This window comes from Paraburkholderia phytofirmans OLGA172 (assembly GCF_001634365.1).
Classification (GTDB): domain Bacteria; phylum Pseudomonadota; class Gammaproteobacteria; order Burkholderiales; family Burkholderiaceae; genus Paraburkholderia.
The window spans coordinates 4,106,380-4,123,041 of the sequence record NZ_CP014578.1 but is presented as its reverse complement, the minus strand read 5'-3'; the positions used below and the strand labels follow the sequence as shown (position 1 = coordinate 4,123,041).

The following is a 16,662-nucleotide window of genomic DNA, read 5'->3' as shown; positions in this document are numbered from 1 at the left end:
AGAAACAGTTTCGAAAATACGCGCTGGTGCCGGCGGCTGGCGCGCGACAGGGGGTTGCCCGATCTCCTGCCGAATAACGGCCGAGTGGCTGTAATTTTTTATCTTGACGGAGGCAACATGGAATTCCAGATGCTGGAAACCGAAACGAACGGCACCATCATCAAGGTGATCGGAGTAGGTGGCGCTGGCGGCAATGCCGTTCAGCACATGATCAACAAAGGCGTGCAAGGCGTCGACTTCATCGTGATGAACACGGACGCGCAGGCGCTGTCGCGTTCGCGCGCCTCTGCGGTGATCCAGCTCGGCAATACGGGTCTTGGCGCTGGCGCCAAGCCGGAAATGGGCCGCGCGGCAGCAGAAGAAGCACGTGAACGCATCGCCGACGCACTGCGCGGCGCGCACATGGTGTTCATCACCGCCGGTATGGGTGGCGGCACGGGCACGGGCGCAGCACCGGTGGTCGCGCAGATCGCCAAGGAAATGGGTATCTTGACTGTTGGCGTGGTCAGCAAGCCGTTCGAATTCGAAGGCGGCAAGCGCATGCGCGTGGCAGAAGCCGGTTCGCAGCAACTGGAGGATCACGTCGACTCGCTGATCGTCGTTCTGAACGACAAGCTGTTCGAGGTGATGGGCGATGACGCCGAGATGGACAAGTGCTTCCAGTGCGCAGACGACGTTCTGAACAACGCAGTTGCCGGCATCGCGGAAATCATCAACGTCGACGGTCTGGTGAACGTCGACTTCGAAGACGTGAAGACGGTGATGGGCGAGCAGGGCAAGGCGATGATGGGCACGGCGACGGTTGCCGGCGTCGATCGCGCACGTCTGGCTGCTGAGCAGGCTGTGGCCAGCCCGCTGCTGGAAGGTGTGGATCTGTCGGGCGCGCGTGGCGTGCTGGTCAACATCACGTCGAGCCGTTCGCTGCGTTTGTCGGAAACGCGCGAAGTGATGAACACCATCAAGAGCTATGCGGCAGAAGACGCAACGGTGATCTTCGGCGCGGTGTATGACGATGCGATGGGCGACGCGCTGCGCGTGACGGTCGTGGCAACGGGTCTGGGCCGTGCGGCGAAGAAGCAGCAATCGGCACCGATGACGCTCCTGCGCACCGGCACGGACAACCAGCCGATCGGCGCGCACGCTGCTTACGCACCGTCGTCCTCGCATCATGCAAGCACGGCCGATTACGGCGCGCTGGATACGCCGGCTGTGTGGCGCACGTCGCGCGATACGGCGGCTTCGCACGTGCAGGCGCTGCAGGAAAAGGGCGTCGATACGTACGACATTCCGGCATTCCTGCGCAAGCAGGCGGACTGAGCGCACGAGCAGGCTTTCGTTGCGGTGCTGCGGGTTGTACAGCAGCGTAGCACTGGCGGGCGAATGCACGAGCGTGGCGGGTGAACGGCGAACAAGCCGCGTATCGTCTGATTCGCGGTAAGGACAAGTGCCCTCTTCGGATTCGCGAAGCGGATGGGGCAACTGTCGCCGGATGGCGGAGCCTGCAGTTAGGCAGACGCTGAAATTCACTGCGACACGACAACGTGCGAGCGTGCTTCGCATCGATGCAAAGGACTGAGCATGATTCAAACAGGTGAGAAGCTGCCCGACGCGACGCTCTTCGAGTTTGTCGAAGACGAGCGGGCGGGTTGCACGATCGGGCCTAACCGCTTCGACGTGCGCGAGCAGACGGCGGGTAAGCGCGTGGTGATCTTCGGGTTGCCGGGAGCGTTTACGCCGACCTGTTCGGCCAAACATGTACCGGGTTACGTCGAGCACGCCGAGCAGTTGCGCGCGCTTGGCGTCGATGAGATCTGGTGCGTGTCTGTCAACGACGCGTTCGTAATGGGCGCGTGGGGACGCGATCAGCACGCCTCGGGCAAGGTGCGCATGATGGCGGACGGCAGTGCGGCTTTCACGCGGGCGCTCGGTCTTGAGCAGGATTTGTCGGCGCGCGGCATGGGAATCCGTTCCCAGCGCTACGCGATGGTTGTCGACGACGGCGTGGTCAAGACGTTGAACGTCGAGGCTGCCGGCAAATTCGAAGTCAGCGATGCAGGGAGTATCCTCGCTACGTTGAGCTAGTTACGCTTGCGTTCCAAGCCAACGCCTCGAGCCTGCGCGGTTACCGCGTTGTATCAGGGCAACGGCGCATAAGACGCTTTTGTGACGGGCCGTTACGCGGGCCGATGACCGGAAACGCCTCCGTTCCGGACATCGGCCCGTCACGCTTCCCCTGACGGGCGCCTATTGGGTTATGTTGCGAAACAGATTGAAACGTTCCGCGCAACGACGCTCCCTAGGGTATTGGAGTATACTTCGCGCTATGGAATAAAAAGTCCCGATTGGGATTTTCAATCGAATAGAAGATCACCATGTTGAAGCAGCGCACTATCAAATCAATCGTCAAGACAGTCGGCATCGGCCTGCACTCCGGCCGCAAGGTCGAACTGACGCTCCGCCCGGCGGCGCCGGGCACGGGCATTGTGTTTTCGCGCGTGGATTTGCCCACGCCGGTGGACATCCCTGCGTCGGCAATGGCGATTGGCGATACGCGTCTGGCTTCCGTGTTGCAGAAAGACGGTGCGCGCGTGTCGACCATCGAGCATTTGATGTCCGCATGCGCGGGCCTCGGCATCGATAACCTTTATATCGACGTCACCGCCGAAGAAATTCCGATCATGGACGGTAGCGCGGGTTCGTTCGTGTTTCTGATTCAGTCGGCCGGTATTGAAGAGCAGAACGCGCCGAAGAAATTCATCAAGGTCACCAAGCCGGTCGAAATTCGTGACGGCGATAAATTCGCGCGTCTCGACCCGTATTTCGGTTTCAAGCTCAAATTCACCATCGATTTCCGTCACCCGGCTGTGGATAAAACCGGCCAGGCGCTGGAAGTGGATTTTGCCAATACGTCGTATGTGCGGGAAATTGCCCGTGCGCGTACGTTCGGCTTTGCGCATGAAGTAGAAATGATGCGCGAACTCGGTTTGGCGCGCGGCGGCAGCATGGACAACGCCATCGTGATGGACGAATACCGCATTCTGAACAACGACGGACTGCGTTACGACGACGAATTCGTGAAGCACAAGATGCTCGACGCGATCGGCGATCTGTACGTGGTCGGCCATCCGTTGCTGGCTTCGTACACGGCGTATAAGTCGGGCCACGGCCTGAACAACGCGCTGCTGCGCGAGCTGCTGGCGCATGAGGATTCGTATGAAGTCGTCACATTCGACGACACGCAGAAGGCGCCGCGCGGCTTTGCCTACGAAACGCAAACGGCGTTTGCGTGATTTGCGCAGCGCCTTCGGATGAAACTCCCGAAGCGAATGGATGAAAAATAAGCGGCCTATCTGGGCCGCTTATTTTTTGTTCAGCGATTTCGCCGATGCCGCGCTGCCATTTTCGCCAAAGCTTCCTGCAGCGGCGAGGGCGCGAGCGATTGGGAGAGCGCGTGCAGCGCGTCCGCGCCGACCGGTGTCATGCGCGCCTGCTTGACCGGTGGCGGCTCCTTCAAGGGCTGCGGCCGCACGCGAATCCGCAACGCATTGACCGGCCAGCCGCGCTGCTGCAGATCCGACAGCAAGCGCGGCTCAATCTGGCGCAGGCGCGCCGCCAGCGCATTGTGCCCGGCAAATAGAGCCAGCACGCCTTCCTTGATGAAGCTGGGCTCCACACTCGTTGCCAGATAATCGGGCAGCAGCTCGCGCAGATCCTTTTCCAGCGCCGCAATCTGCTCGACGCCCGCGCGCAGTGCCACGAACGCGTCGGTGCGATTCAGCACTTCGGCGACGGGCTGCGGGCGGCGCGCTTTGAACTGCTTGGGCGGCGGCCTTGAAAAGGACGGAATACGGCTCATGATCGATCGTGACGGCGTGTTCGCACCGGATGTGCGCTCACGCCGCGATTGTACCGCGCGGGATGCATGCGGACCCGCCTCAATGCGTACTGTCAGAGCTCGCTGCGGCGGGCTTCCTGTGCCTCGCCGCCGTCGCGCCGCAGACACAGGCGCGGGCGGGGGCGCGTGCTAAAATGCCCGATTCGAATTCACTCTTGGACAAGCCGCCGAGGCCCTTCCGACCCCGGAGCGCGCGCGCATGAACCGCGCGCCGCGAACCAGCCGAAGCCGCGACGCAGACACCGATCCGATGACCACCGGTTTTCTACAGAAGATTTTTGGCAGCCGCAACCAGCGGCTAGTCAAGCAATATCAAAAGACCGTCACGGCGATCAATGCGCTCGAGCCGCAGATCGAGCAATTGACGGATGATCAACTGCGCGCCAAAACGGGTGAATTCCGCCAGCGCGTCGCGAGCGGCGAGTCGCTCGACAAGCTTCTGCCGGAGGCCTTCGCGGTGTGCCGCGAGGCCAGCAAGCGGACGCTGAAAATGCGCCACTTCGACGTGCAGCTGATCGGCGGCATGGTCCTGCATTACGGCAAGATCGGCGAAATGCGCACCGGCGAAGGCAAGACGCTCGTCGCCACGCTGCCGGTGTACCTGAATGCGCTGTCCGGCCGCGGCGTGCACGTCGTCACGGTCAACGACTATCTTGCCCAGCGCGACGCCGAATGGATGGCGCGTCTGTACAACTTCCTCGGTCTGTCGGTCGGCATCAATCTGTCGCAGATGGATCACGGCGCGAAGCAGGAAGCGTACGCCGCTGACATTACCTACGGCACCAACAACGAATTCGGCTTCGACTACCTGCGCGACAACATGGTCTACGAGACCGACGCGCGCGTGCAGCGGGCCCTGAATTTCGCGGTGGTCGACGAGGTCGACTCGATCCTGATCGACGAAGCCCGTACGCCGCTGATCATCTCCGGCCAGGCCGAAGATCACACCGAACTCTACGTGCGCATGAATGCGCTGCCGCCGCTGCTCGAACGCCAGATCGGCGAAGAGAAAGCGGACGGCACCGGCGTCGAAAAGCCGGGCGACTACACGCTGGACGAGAAAGGCCGCCAGGTCTTCCTGACGGAATCGGGCCACGAAAAGGCCGAGCGTCTGCTTTCCGAATGGGGCCTGATCGGCGAGGGCGAAAGCCTGTACGCGCCGCAGAACATCACGCTGATGCACCACGTGTACGCCGCACTGCGCGCACACACGCTGTTCTTCAAGGATCAGCACTACGTCGTGCAGAACGGCGAAGTCGTGATCGTCGACGAATTCACCGGCCGTCTGATGTCGGGCCGCCGCTGGTCGGATGGCTTGCACCAGGCGGTCGAGGCGAAGGAACACGTCAAGATCCAGAGCGAGAACCAGACGCTCGCGTCTATCACGTTCCAGAACTACTTCCGCATGTACGCGAAACTGTCCGGCATGACCGGCACGGCCGATACCGAAGCGTACGAATTCAACGAGATCTACGGTCTCGAAACGGTCGTGATTCCGACCAACCGTCCGCCGAAGCGGATCGACAAGCAGGATCAGATCTACAAGACCGCCAAGGAGCGCTATGACGCGGTGATCCGCGACATCCGCGATTGCCATGAGCGTGGTCAGCCGGTGCTGGTCGGCACAACCTCGATCGAAAACTCGGAGCTGCTGTCGCATCTGCTGAAGCAGGCCGGGTTGCCGCACGAAGTGCTGAACGCCAAGCAGCACGCGCGTGAAGCCGAAATCGTCGCCGAAGCAGGCCGTCCGAAGCGCGTCACGATCGCCACGAACATGGCCGGTCGCGGTACCGACATCGTGCTCGGCGGCAACGCCGAAAAGCAGGCGTCTTTCATCGAAAAGGACGAAACGCTTTCTGACGAAGAGAAGCAACGCCGCATTCAGAAGCTGCACGATGAGTGGCAAGCGCTGCACGATCAGGTGAAAACCGCGGGCGGTCTGCACATCATCGGCACCGAACGTCACGAATCGCGCCGGATCGACAACCAGTTGCGCGGCCGTGCCGGCCGTCAGGGCGACCCGGGTTCGTCGCGCTTCTATCTGTCGCTGGAAGATCCGCTGCTGCGCATTTTCGCGGGCGATCGCGTGCGCGCGATCATGGACCGCCTGAAGATGCCGGAAGGTGAAGCGATCGAGGCGGGCATCGTGTCGCGTTCGATCGAATCGGCGCAGCGCAAGGTTGAAGCGCGCAACTTCGACGTTCGCAAGCAATTGCTCGAATACGACGATGTGTCGAACGATCAGCGCAAGGTGATCTATCAGCAGCGCAATGAATTGCTCGAAGCGAACGACATCACCGAAACCATCGGCGCCATGCGTCATGGCGTGATCGCCGATATCGTTCACCCGTTCGTGCCGGCCGGCAGCATCGAAGAGCAGTGGGACGTCCCCGAGCTGGAGGAGGTGCTGCGCAACGAGTGGCAGCTCGATCTCGCGATCCAGGAAATGATCAACGAGTCGAACTCGATCAGCGCGGACGAGATTCTCGAAGCTGTCGAAGCCGCTGCGGACGAAGCGTACGAATCGAAGGTCGAACAGGTCGGCCGCGAATCGTTCAGCGCGTTCGAGCGCTCGATCATGCTGCAAACGCTGGACCGCAGCTGGCGCGAACATCTGGCCGCGCTCGATCACCTGCGCCAGGGTATCCATCTGCGCGGTTACGCGCAGAAGAATCCGAAGCAGGAATATAAGCGCGAGGCGTTCGAACTGTTCGCCGCGATGCTCGACGCCGTGAAGCTCGAAGTCACCCGTGTGGTGATGAACGTGCAGATCCAGTCGCCGGAACAGCTGGAACAGGCCGCCGAGCAATACGAAGAGCAAGGCAGCCACCTCGAAAACGTCGAGTTCCGTCACGCTGAATTCGCCGAAGCGGCAGCAGCAGCGCCTGCCGCCGCGGAAGCGGCTACCGCCGCCATGATCGGCGAGGCGATGAGCCACGGCTCGTCGCACGCCGCCGTGTCGGACCTGAGCGCGGACAGCGTGCCGAAGGTCGGCCGCAACGATCCGTGTCCGTGCGGTAGCGGTAAGAAGTACAAGCAGTGCCACGGCAAGATTGCGTGATGCCGAAAGCGGCGCGCTTAAAGCGCGCCGCTTCGTTTTTGCACGATACTTTGCTGGTGATTTCGCGGTGGTTCGGCAACACGCCCGAGCCATCAGTTTCCGTTTCCCTCGATGCCGGCGCCTGCCGGCATTTTCTTCGACAGGTCGCGACCATGGCTGTCAATTTCCCCTCAATCGATCCCGCTCAACTTCACCCTGTCGCCGGCGTCACGCTGGGCTGGGCGGAGGCGAATATCCGCAAGCCGAACCGCAAGGACGTGCTGGTCATTTCCGTCGGCGTTGGCGCGACGGTAGGCGGCGTGTTCACGCAGAACCGCTTTTGCGCTGCGCCCGTCACGGTGTGCCGTGAGAATCTGGAGCGCGTGCGGGCAGGCGGCAAGCCGATTCGCGCGCTCGTGATCAACACCGGCAATGCGAACGCGGGCACGGGCGAACCGGGCCTCGCGGATGCGCGTGCAACTTGCGCCGAACTGGCGCGTCTCGTGGACATGGCGCCGGAACAAGTTCTGCCGTTTTCGACGGGCGTGATTCTGGAACCGCTGCCGGTCGATCGTCTGAAGGCAGGTCTGCCGGCCGCGCTGGCGAACCGCAAGGAAGCCAACTGGTACGACGCCGCCCAGGCGATCATGACCACGGACACGCTGCCGAAAGCGACCTCGCGCCAGGTCACGATCGACGGCCATACGGTCACGCTCACCGGTATCAGCAAGGGCGCCGGCATGATCAAGCCGAACATGGCGACCATGCTCGGCTTCCTCGCGTTCGACGCCGCCGTCGCACAGCCCGTGCTCGACGCGCTGGTCAAGCACGTGGCGGACCGCTCGTTCAACTGCATCACGATCGACGGCGATACGTCGACCAACGATTCTTTCATCCTGATCGCCTCGGGCGAATCGAGCCTGCCGGCAATCACGTCCACCGACTCGCCCGCTTATGCAGCGCTGCGCGACGCGGTGACCGACGTCGCCCAGACCCTCGCACAACTGATCGTGCGCGACGGCGAAGGCGCGACCAAATTCATGACCGTGCAGGTCGAAGGCGGCTCGAGTGTCGGCGAATGCCGCCAGATCGCTTACGCGATCGGTCACTCGCCGCTCGTGAAGACGGCCTTCTATGCATCGGATCCGAATCTCGGCCGCATTCTCGCGGCCATCGGCTATGCCGGCGTGGACGATCTCGACGTCGGCAAGATCGATCTGTATCTGGACGATGTGCTGGTCGCCACTGCCGGCGGCCGCAATCCGGCCTACCGTGAGGAAGACGGCCAGCGCGTCATGAAAAAGAGCGAGATCGGCATTCGCGTGGTGCTTGGCCGCGGCAATGCGCAAGCCACGATCTGGACTTGCGATCTGTCGCATGACTACGTGAGCATCAACGCCGACTATCGTTCGTAACTAGGTTCATTACGCGGCGCTTTGGCCGCTTATCTCTCAGCCATGGACAAACTCGAACAGTTTCTGACCCGGGCCGAAGCCGTGCTCGTCCGCCTCGAAGCGATGCTTCCGCCCGCCGAACCGGAGATCGACTGGTCGGCGGCGGTCGCCTTTCGCTGGCGCAAGCGCCAGGGGCGCGGCTACCTTCAGCCCGTCCCCGCCATTTCGTCGATTACGCTCGGCGACCTGCAGAACATCGATCGCCAGAAAGGGCTGATCGAGCAGAATACGCGTCAGTTCGTGCACAAGCAGCCGGCCAATAACGTGCTGCTGACGGGCGCGCGCGGTACGGGCAAGTCGTCGCTGATCAAGGCTTGCCTGAACGCCTATGCGAAAGACGGCCTGCGCCTGATCGAAGTGGATAAAGACGATTTGCACGACCTCGGCGACATCGTCGATCTGATCGCGGAGCGGCCGGAGCGTTTCGTGGTGTTCTGCGACGACCTGTCGTTCGAAGACGGCGAGTCGGGCTACAAGGCGCTGAAGGTCGCGCTCGACGGCTCGATCGCGGCGCAGTCGGATAACGTGCTGATCTACGCGACGTCCAACCGCCGCCATCTGTTGCCCGAGTACATGAGCGACAACGAGACGTACAAGCACATGGCCGACGGCGAGATTCATCCGGGAGAACTGGTCGAAGAAAAGATCTCGCTGTCCGAGCGCTTCGGGCTGTGGGTCAGCTTCTATCCGTTCAAGCAGGACGACTACCTGTCGATCATCGGCCACTGGCTGCGCTATTTCGGCTGCGACGACGCGGAAGTCGAAGCGGCGCGCGGCGATGCGCTGGTGTGGGCGCTGGAGCGGGGGTCGCGCTCGGGGCGTGTCGCGTGGCAATTCGCTCGCGACTGGTCTGGCCGGAAGACTTCGGCATGAGCGACGCGCAGAAGAACGCGGCTGGCCGCCCGGTGACCGAGGTAGCCGTCGGTGTGCTGATTCAGCCAAACGGACACTATCTGCTGGCGCAGCGCCCGGCCGGCAAGCCGTACGAAGGGTACTGGGAGTTTCCGGGCGGCAAGCTGGAGGCGGGCGAGTCGGTCGAGGCTGCCCTGGCCCGTGAGTTGCACGAAGAACTGGGAATCGACGTCAAGGCGAGCCATCTTTGGCACACGCTTGAACACGACTACCCGCACGCCTACGTGCGGCTGTTCTTCTGCAAGGTGATGCAGTGGTCCGGCGAGCCGCACGGCCGCGAAGGCCAGGCGTTTGTCTGGCAGACGCTGCCGGCGGATGTCTCGCCGCTGTTGCCGGCGACGATTCCCGTGCTGGAATGGCTCGCAGCTGAGAAAAACTAGAAAATTGGCGCGCGGTTGCCGGCGGCGGCTGCGTGAGAAGCGTCTGCCGATGCGGCTGCATTGCATCCCTGCGTGGGTCTGCAGCCTGTCGCGCTCAGTGTGGGTCGTAATCCGCACCAGGCGATTCATCCGCCTGAGCTTCTTCACTCGTGCCGCCTATCTTGTACTTCTCAGCGGCCCAGGCGCCGAGGTCGATCTGCTTGCAGCGGTCGGAGCAGAACGGGCGGAAGCGGTTTTCAGGGGTCCAGCGGACATCCTTCCCGCAAGTGGGGCATTTGACGACGGTAGGCATACGGTCAGGCAGTCGATCGAAAACGGAATAAGTAACGAATATAGGGGCATTTTTCGCGGCTTCAAAGGTGTAGCCCCGCGATTCAGTTCTTCAAGGTGCGCGTGTCAGGCTGGCTTACAGGCTGCACAACGTGAGCTGGAACGGCACGTCGACATCCACCGCGCGTGGACGCAGATCGCCGTCCTGCACAGTGAATCGCACCCAGAGCATGTACTTGTTAGCGCTGGCCTCCGGAATCACCCGCAATTCAGGTGCTACCCGTACTTGCATCAACTGGTATGAACGGCCTGACAGCATCTGCTGATAGCTGCCCTGCATCGCCATGACTTTGGACGCCTGACCCGATTCGCGCGCGAGGCGCAGCACGATTGTTGCCGCATCGCGCAACGGCAGCAGCGGCGTGACCCATTTGGCGATATCCTGCCGACGCTGATCGGGATGGATCTGCTGCCATGCGTAGTACGAAGGCAAATCGAACTTGCAGGTGCCGCCCGGGATGATTGCGCGGCTGCGGATGCTGGCGAGCCACTCGTTGTCCGCCAGATGCTGGCCGGTCTTGCCCTGCATCTGGGAAAGCCCCGCCAAGGTTTGCTCGATTTCTCCCAGCACCGCCTCCAGCGCGTTCTGCTCGATGCCCGGATTGCCCCGGAACGGCGCCAGGGTTTGCCGCTGGCGCTCGAGTTCCTTCATCAGATCGGACTTCAGATCCGCGCGACCCGCAACCTCTGAGATTTCGAACAACGTTGTCAGTGCGACGTGATGTTCCTTGGCATCTTCCTGAGTCAGAAAGAACGTGAAGCGCTCGAACAGATCTTCGAGCCGCAATAGCGTCCGGATTCGCTCGTTGAAGGGATACTCGTAAAGGATCAAGCGGGCTCGCCTCGGGCGTGGTCGGTGACGGGAATGCAGAACATTCTAATGCCGTGAGACTACCCTAGCAATCACGCACTTTTTCGGCGCGCTTTCACAACTTTTTTCTCAAGTTTCGGGTGGTTTTCCGCGTGCCTTGCGTGCGTGCCGCTGCATGGCTGAGCAAACCACGCCGCAAGCCACGGTCAGCGTATTCTCACGCGCCGGCTAGCGACAGATAGACGCGATGCTGTGCGTCGACTTGCGCCTTGAGGGCATCGAGCGGCGCGTTGTCATTGTCGATGACGTCGTTGGCTGCGGCGAGGCGGGCTTCGCGCGTCGCCTGGCGGGCGATGATCGCCAGCACCTGTTCACGGCTGAACCCGTTGCGACTCATCACGCGTGCGATTTGCGTCTCGACGCTGCAATCGACCGTCAGCACACGGTTGACACGCGTCTTCCAGCTACCCGACTCGACCAGCAGCGGTACCACGATGATCACGTACGGCCCTTGCGCCTCACGCTGTTCGCGCTCAGTCTCCGCACGAATCAACGGATGCGTGATGCCTTCGAGGCGTTTGCGCGCGCCGTCGTCGCGGAACACCAGCGTACGCATGCGGGCGCGGTCGAGCGAGCCGTCTGCCGCAACGAACGAAGCGCCGAATTCCGCAGCGATCTGCGGCATCGCAATGCCATGCGGCGCCGTGATGCGGTGCGCGATCAGGTCCGTGTCGACAAGCGGCACGCCGTGCGCGGCGAACAGGTCCGCCACGGTCGATTTGCCGCTGCCGATGCCACCGGTCAATCCCACAGCAAACATGCTTCAGCCTCCCAACCCCAGATAAAGCGGTGTGCCGAGAAATAGCGTAACAGCACCGCCCGCTGCGAGAAACGGCCCGAACGGCAGCGGCTCTGAGAAGCGCATGCGGCCGCGCCACGTTGCCGCGAGACCGACCACCGCGCCGGTGACCGCCGCGATCAGCACGATCTGCGGTAGCGCCGCCCAGCCGAGCCAGGCGCCGAGTGCAGCCAGCAGTTTGAAATCGCCATAACCCATACCTTCAACGCCGCGCACCAGCCGGAACAGCCAATGGACGGCCCACAGCACCAGATAGCCGAAGATCGCGCCCAACACGGCATCGTGGAGGCTCGCGAACATGCCGTTGAAGTTGACGATCAGGCCCGCCCACAGGAGCGGCAGTGTCATCGAGTCCGGCAGCAGATGGGTGTCGATGTCGATCGCGCTCATCGCGAGCAGTGCGGCGCATAGTCCGAAGGCGGCGAATGCCATGCCGGTTGGCCCGTACAGCGCGAGCGCCCCGGCCGCGCAGCCGGCGCTCGCGATTTCGAGCAGCGGGTAGCGCAGGCTGATGCGTGTCTTGCATGCGGAGCAGCGCCCGCGCAATAGCAGATAGCTCACCACTGGCAGGTTTTCCCACGCGCTGAGCACATGGCCGCAGTGAGGGCACGCGCTGCGCGGCACCCACAGGTTGTAGCGGGCGGGCAAGCCATCGCCTTCGAGCGGTTCTTCGATGGACTCGCTGACCTCTTCGCGCCACGCACGCTCCAGCATGATCGGCACCCGATGCACGACCACGTTCAGGAAGCTGCCGATCACCAGACCGAAGACGACCGCGAATGCGATCTGCAGGCCGCTGGGCAAACTGCCGAACGCGAGCCCGAGACCGGTTGCGACGTGGCCGGGCAGCAGGCCCGAAAGCAGGTTGGAAGGAGTATCTGGCACGAGCGGAATGGTGGCCTGCATATATAAAGGGTGGGATTCGGCTGCGATGCTACACCACGTTGCCGAGTTGAATAATGGGAAGATACATCGCGATCACCAGGCCGCCGACCAGCGTACCCAGCACGATGATGACAAGCGGCTCGCACAGGCTCGAGAGCGTGCCGATCTTTTCGTCTACCTGACGATCGGCGAGCGACGCTACGTCGATCAGCATCGTGTCGAGCGCTCCAGACTCTTCGGCAACCGCCACCGGTTGGACGACCTCGGGTGGAAAGCAGTGTGCCGCGCGCATGGCTGCGGCGAGCCGTTCGCCGCGCCGCAGCCCAGCGGCGATCTGCATGGTGGCGCGATCGAAAAAAGCGTTGCCGGTGGCGTGAGTCAGTGAATCGAACGCGTCCGCGAGCGGTGTGCCGGCCGACAGCAAGGTCCCGAGCGCGCGGCTCCAGCGCGCCGCACACAAGGTGCGCAGCAACGGACCGGCGACCGGCATTGTCAGCGATATGCGTGCGAGCCGGATGCGCGCTGCTTCGGAACGTCGTAGCAGAAATGTCACAGCCGAGCCCGCGGCGAAGACCATGACGACCAGCGGAATGCTCCATCGCGCTGCGCCTGCGGACAAGGCCAGCACGAACTGCGTCGGCGCGGGCAGCTTCGCCCCGAAGCCGTCGAAGATCTGCTTGAAGGTGGGGACGACCCAGATCAGCAACGCCGCGGTAATCGCGACGGCGAGCAACAGGATGGCCACCGGATAGGTCAGCGCCGCGCGCACCTTGGCACGCTGCGCTGCGGCACGTTCACGGTCGTCGGCGAGCCGGGCGAGGACCGTCGCCAATGCGCCGGCTGCTTCGCCGACCTCGACGAGCTGGCAGTACAGCGCATTGAATTGCGCCGGATGCCGCTGCAATGCCGCGGAGAAACGCAGGCCGCCGGTGATATCGCGCGCCAGCGCGCCGACGATTCGCGGCATGCCGGGCTGGCGCGAACTCTGCGTTTGGGCGAGAAGATCGAGCGCAGGTGCAAGCGGCAAACCCGCGCGCAGCAGACTGGCGAGCTGGCGGGTGAATGTCGTCACATCGGTGGCGCGGGTTTTGGGACGCGGCGCCGGCCCGCTGGCCGCCAGTTCGACGATGAACAGATTGTCGCGCTTGAGCATCACTCGCGCGGCGCTGGCATCCGGCGCGATGAGCGCACCGCTTTTTTGTACGCCGTCGGCGTCGACGCCGCGCCATCTGAAGCGCAAATCGGCGGCTGCTGACTGTGCCGGTGTCGCGGTGTTCATGCGACCTCGGTGGCGGCCAGCGCCTCGGCAAGGCTCGTCGTGCCGTCGCGCACACGCGCCAAGGCTGCGTCGCGCAAGGTGGCGACCTGTTCACTTTGCGCGAGCCGGGCCAATTCGTGGGTGCCTGCGCGTGCCACGATCATCTCGCGCATCGCATCGGAGACAGGCATCACCTGGTGAACGCCGACGCGGCCGCGGTAACCGATGCCGTGGCAAGCTGCGCATCCGGTGGCGCCGAAGGGTTGCCAGCCGTCGACGTGATCGTCGGCGAAACCCGCTGCGCGCAGCGCCGCCGCCGATTCCGGCACGGGTGCGCGGCACGCTGCGCAAAGCCGCCGCACCAGCCGTTGTGCCGTCACCATCCTTAGCGCGGCGGCCAGATTGTAGGGCTCGACGCCGATGTCGAGCAGACGCGCGACGGCAGCCGGTGCGTCGTTCGTATGCAAGGTGGACAGGACGAGGTGGCCGGTTTGCGCTGCCTTCACGGCGACATCCGCGGTTTCGTCGTCGCGGATTTCGCCGACCATGATCACGTCGGGGTCCTGACGGAGAAATGCACGCAGCGCCACCGCGAATGTCAGGCCGGCCTTTTCGCGCACGCTGACCTGATTGATACCCGCCAGCTGAATTTCCGCCGGATCCTCCACCGAGCACAGATTGCGCGCCTCGTCGTTGAGCATGTGCAGGAAGCAGTACAGCGATAGCGTCTTGCCGCTGCCGGTGGGCCCGGTGACCAGCACGAGGCCGTGCGGCGCGCGAATCGCCGCATCGACGGCGTCACGTTGTTGTGGATCGAGGCCGAGCGAGTCGAGCGAAAGATCGGTGGGCAACGCGTCGAGCCTGCGCAACACCAGCTTTTCGCCGAACAGCGTAGGCAGCGAGTTGACGCGGTAGTCTTCGAGGCGGCCGGGCGACGTGGCAATACGCAGCCTGCCGTCCTGCGGCACGCGCCGCTCGGCGATATCCATGCGCGCCAGCACCTTCACACGCGTGATGAACGCGTCGCGCAGATGCGCGGGGGGCTGAGGGATTTCATGCAGTACGCCGTCGATGCGCAAACGCACGCGCCAGCCATGCTCCTGCGGTTCGATGTGCAGGTCCGACGCATTGCGGCGGGTTGCCTCTTGCAACGTGTCGGTCAAGAGGCGTACGGCAGGCGCGTTGTCGGAATCGGCGAGACTCGAGTTGAGGTTGGCACTGACCTTGGCGCCAGCCGCAAAGGCGTTGTGCCTGGGTTTGGCTGGGCTTTCGCTATCGACGGCAACAGGCCGCAACGACGCCGCGCGTTGAGAAGAATCTTGCATGAGAGACCGGGGATGAGCCGCCTGTAGAACACGACGACGCCATCATCCGGTAAAGCCGCGGACGGCACCATTCAGCCGATCGGCTAATGGCGCGCGCGGCGGCCGTGTGCGATACGCATGCGATGCGATGCGATGCGATGCCGTGCGGTGCGCAGAGCTTAGCCGCGCGCAGTCTTGGCGGCTTTCGCGCCCGCGCGAGTGGGTGGTTTGAACAGCTTGACGGTGCGAATCGCCTGATCGTCGCTGCGCATCACTTCGAGTTTCATCTCGCCGATCTGCACGCACACGTCGCCATCGGGAATCTCTTCGAGTATCTCGAGAATCAGTCCGTTGAGTGTTTTGGGTCCGTCGGTCGGCAGTGCGAGATGCAGCCAGCGGTTCAGTTCGCGCAGCGGCATGCTGCCCGCAACGATACATTCGCCGTTCTCGTTCCAGCCGCCGCGCGAATTGGCGCCGCGTGGAATCGACGTGGTGAATTCACCGATCAGCTCTTCAATGATGTCTTCCGGCGTGACCATCCCTTGCAGCTCGCCGTATTCGTTGACGACCAGCGCCGTGCGGTGACGGCTCTCCTGGAAGTACTGCAGTTGCTGGAATACCGGCGTGCCGCTCGGCACGAAATACGGCTCGGCCAGCAACTCGCGCAGCGTCTCACGCTCCAGTTCCTGGTTGTGCAGGGCCGCCAGTGTCTTGCGCACGTGCAGCACGCCAAGCACGCGATCGATGTCGCCTTGATAGACGATCAGCTTGTTGTGATAACAGGTTTCCAGCTGATGCAGGATCTGCTCGAACGGCGCGTCGAAGTCGAGCGCTTCGATCCGGCGGCGCGGGATCATCACGTCGTCGACGGAAATGTTTTCGAGGTCGAACAGATTCAGCAGAATGCTGCGGTGCTTGGTGGGCATGAAGCTGCCCGATTCGAGCACGATGGTGCGCAGCTCTTCGGTGGAAAGCCGCTGATCGTGTGCGCCTTTGGTGTTGATATGCAGCACGCGCAAGATGGTGTTCGCGAACAGATTGACGAACCAGACGAGCGGCTTGCCAACTCGCATCATCGGTGCGATCAGCAGGCTGGCCGGCAGCGCGATCTTCTCCGGGAACGTCGCGCCGACGATTTTCGGCGTGATTTCCGCGAACACGATAATCAGAAACGCGACAATGCCGGTCGCGATCGACAGCACTACATTGTTACGGCCAAAGGTATGCAGCGCGATTGAGGTGGTGAGCACCGGGATGATCGTGTTGAACAGATTGTTGCCGATCAGGACCACGCTCAGCAGCTGGTCGGTGTGCGCCAGTAGGCCCTGAGTGGTTTTCGCGCCGAGCGTATTCTGGTTGGCAAGGTGTTTCAGGCGATGGCGGTTGATCGCCATCATCGCCGTTTCGGAAATCGAAAAGAAGCTGGAGCAGATAAGCAGCAGAAAGACGGCGCCGATCTGCGCCCATAAGGGAAGTTGTTCCACGCGTTGTGAAAGTAGGGGACGGGATGGAGAGAATATAGCAGAGCAGGCTG

General features: G+C 62.8%; 15 protein-coding genes. 7 read left to right on the top strand and 8 right to left on the bottom strand.

The features are described 5' to 3' along the window. Positions 1-117: 117 nt before the first annotated feature. The 3 genes from ftsZ to lpxC all read left to right on the top strand — a co-directional run bounded on the left by ftsZ (position 118) and on the right by lpxC (position 3,290). Positions 118-1,317, top strand: a complete 1,200-nt coding sequence (ftsZ, locus tag AYM40_RS18115; RefSeq protein ID WP_063497421.1) for a cell division protein FtsZ — start codon at positions 118-120, stop codon at positions 1,315-1,317. A 261-nt stretch (positions 1,318-1,578) separates the two neighbouring features. Further along, the gene (locus AYM40_RS18110) at positions 1,579-2,082 is read left to right on the top strand and encodes a peroxiredoxin (RefSeq protein WP_063497420.1); all 504 of its coding nucleotides are present in this window, start codon (positions 1,579-1,581) and stop codon (positions 2,080-2,082) included. A gap of 290 nt (positions 2,083-2,372) precedes the next feature. After that, entirely contained in the window at positions 2,373-3,290 is a 918-nt protein-coding gene (lpxC, locus tag AYM40_RS18105; RefSeq protein WP_063497419.1) for a UDP-3-O-acyl-N-acetylglucosamine deacetylase, read from the top strand. A gap of 80 nt (positions 3,291-3,370) precedes the next feature. Here the strand turns inward: lpxC and AYM40_RS18100 are convergent, their stop codons facing one another. Further along, the gene (locus tag AYM40_RS18100; protein ID WP_063497418.1) at positions 3,371-3,856 is read right to left on the bottom strand and encodes a DciA family protein; all 486 of its coding nucleotides are present in this window, start codon (positions 3,854-3,856) and stop codon (positions 3,371-3,373) included. A gap of 289 nt (positions 3,857-4,145) precedes the next feature. Between AYM40_RS18100 and secA the strand changes: the two genes are divergently transcribed. The 4 genes from secA (at position 4,146) to AYM40_RS18080 (ending at position 9,681) form a co-directional block, all read left to right on the top strand. Next, entirely contained in the window at positions 4,146-6,956 is a 2,811-nt protein-coding gene (secA, locus tag AYM40_RS18095) for a preprotein translocase subunit SecA (protein ID WP_063498096.1), read from the top strand. 152 nt (positions 6,957-7,108) lie between these two features. After that, positions 7,109-8,350 (top strand): bifunctional glutamate N-acetyltransferase/amino-acid acetyltransferase ArgJ, encoded by a 1,242-nt coding sequence (gene argJ, locus AYM40_RS18090; protein ID WP_063498095.1) that lies wholly within the window; start codon positions 7,109-7,111, stop codon positions 8,348-8,350. 42 nt (positions 8,351-8,392) lie between these two features. Continuing rightward, the gene (locus AYM40_RS18085; protein ID WP_063497417.1) at positions 8,393-9,262 is read left to right on the top strand and encodes an ATP-binding protein; all 870 of its coding nucleotides are present in this window, start codon (positions 8,393-8,395) and stop codon (positions 9,260-9,262) included. Then, the gene (locus AYM40_RS18080) at positions 9,259-9,681 is read left to right on the top strand and encodes an NUDIX domain-containing protein (protein WP_063497416.1); all 423 of its coding nucleotides are present in this window, start codon (positions 9,259-9,261) and stop codon (positions 9,679-9,681) included. Before AYM40_RS18085 ends, AYM40_RS18080 begins: the two co-directional genes overlap by 4 nt. 94 nt (positions 9,682-9,775) lie before the next feature. On the opposite strand, the gene yacG is transcribed toward AYM40_RS18080, so the two are convergent. From yacG to AYM40_RS18050, 7 genes are all read right to left on the bottom strand, one after another. Then, entirely contained in the window at positions 9,776-9,973 is a 198-nt protein-coding gene (gene yacG, locus AYM40_RS38690; RefSeq protein ID WP_082855124.1) for a DNA gyrase inhibitor YacG, read from the bottom strand. A gap of 114 nt (positions 9,974-10,087) precedes the next feature. Further along, positions 10,088-10,843: a cell division protein ZapD gene (gene zapD / locus AYM40_RS18075; protein ID WP_063497415.1), complete on the bottom strand. Its 756-nt coding sequence runs from the start codon at positions 10,841-10,843 to the stop codon at positions 10,088-10,090. 196 nt (positions 10,844-11,039) lie between these two features. Continuing rightward, positions 11,040-11,642 (bottom strand): dephospho-CoA kinase, encoded by a 603-nt coding sequence (gene coaE, locus AYM40_RS18070; RefSeq protein WP_063497414.1) that lies wholly within the window; start codon positions 11,640-11,642, stop codon positions 11,040-11,042. A 3-nt stretch (positions 11,643-11,645) separates the two neighbouring features. Beyond that, positions 11,646-12,587 carry a prepilin peptidase gene (locus tag AYM40_RS18065; RefSeq protein WP_063497413.1) on the bottom strand — a complete coding sequence of 314 codons (942 nt, stop codon included), beginning with the start codon at positions 12,585-12,587 and terminating at the stop codon, positions 11,646-11,648. Between the two features lie 28 nt (positions 12,588-12,615). Next, complete coding sequence (locus AYM40_RS18060; RefSeq protein ID WP_063497412.1) at positions 12,616-13,845, bottom strand: type II secretion system F family protein; 1,230 nt, start codon at positions 13,843-13,845, stop codon at positions 12,616-12,618. Next, positions 13,842-15,149 (bottom strand): GspE/PulE family protein, encoded by a 1,308-nt coding sequence (locus AYM40_RS18055; RefSeq protein WP_063497411.1) that lies wholly within the window; start codon positions 15,147-15,149, stop codon positions 13,842-13,844. The genes AYM40_RS18060 and AYM40_RS18055 overlap by 4 nt, the downstream gene beginning before the upstream one ends. A 158-nt stretch (positions 15,150-15,307) precedes the next feature. Continuing rightward, entirely contained in the window at positions 15,308-16,612 is a 1,305-nt protein-coding gene (locus tag AYM40_RS18050; RefSeq protein WP_063497410.1) for an HlyC/CorC family transporter, read from the bottom strand. Positions 16,613-16,662: the final 50 nt, after the last annotated feature.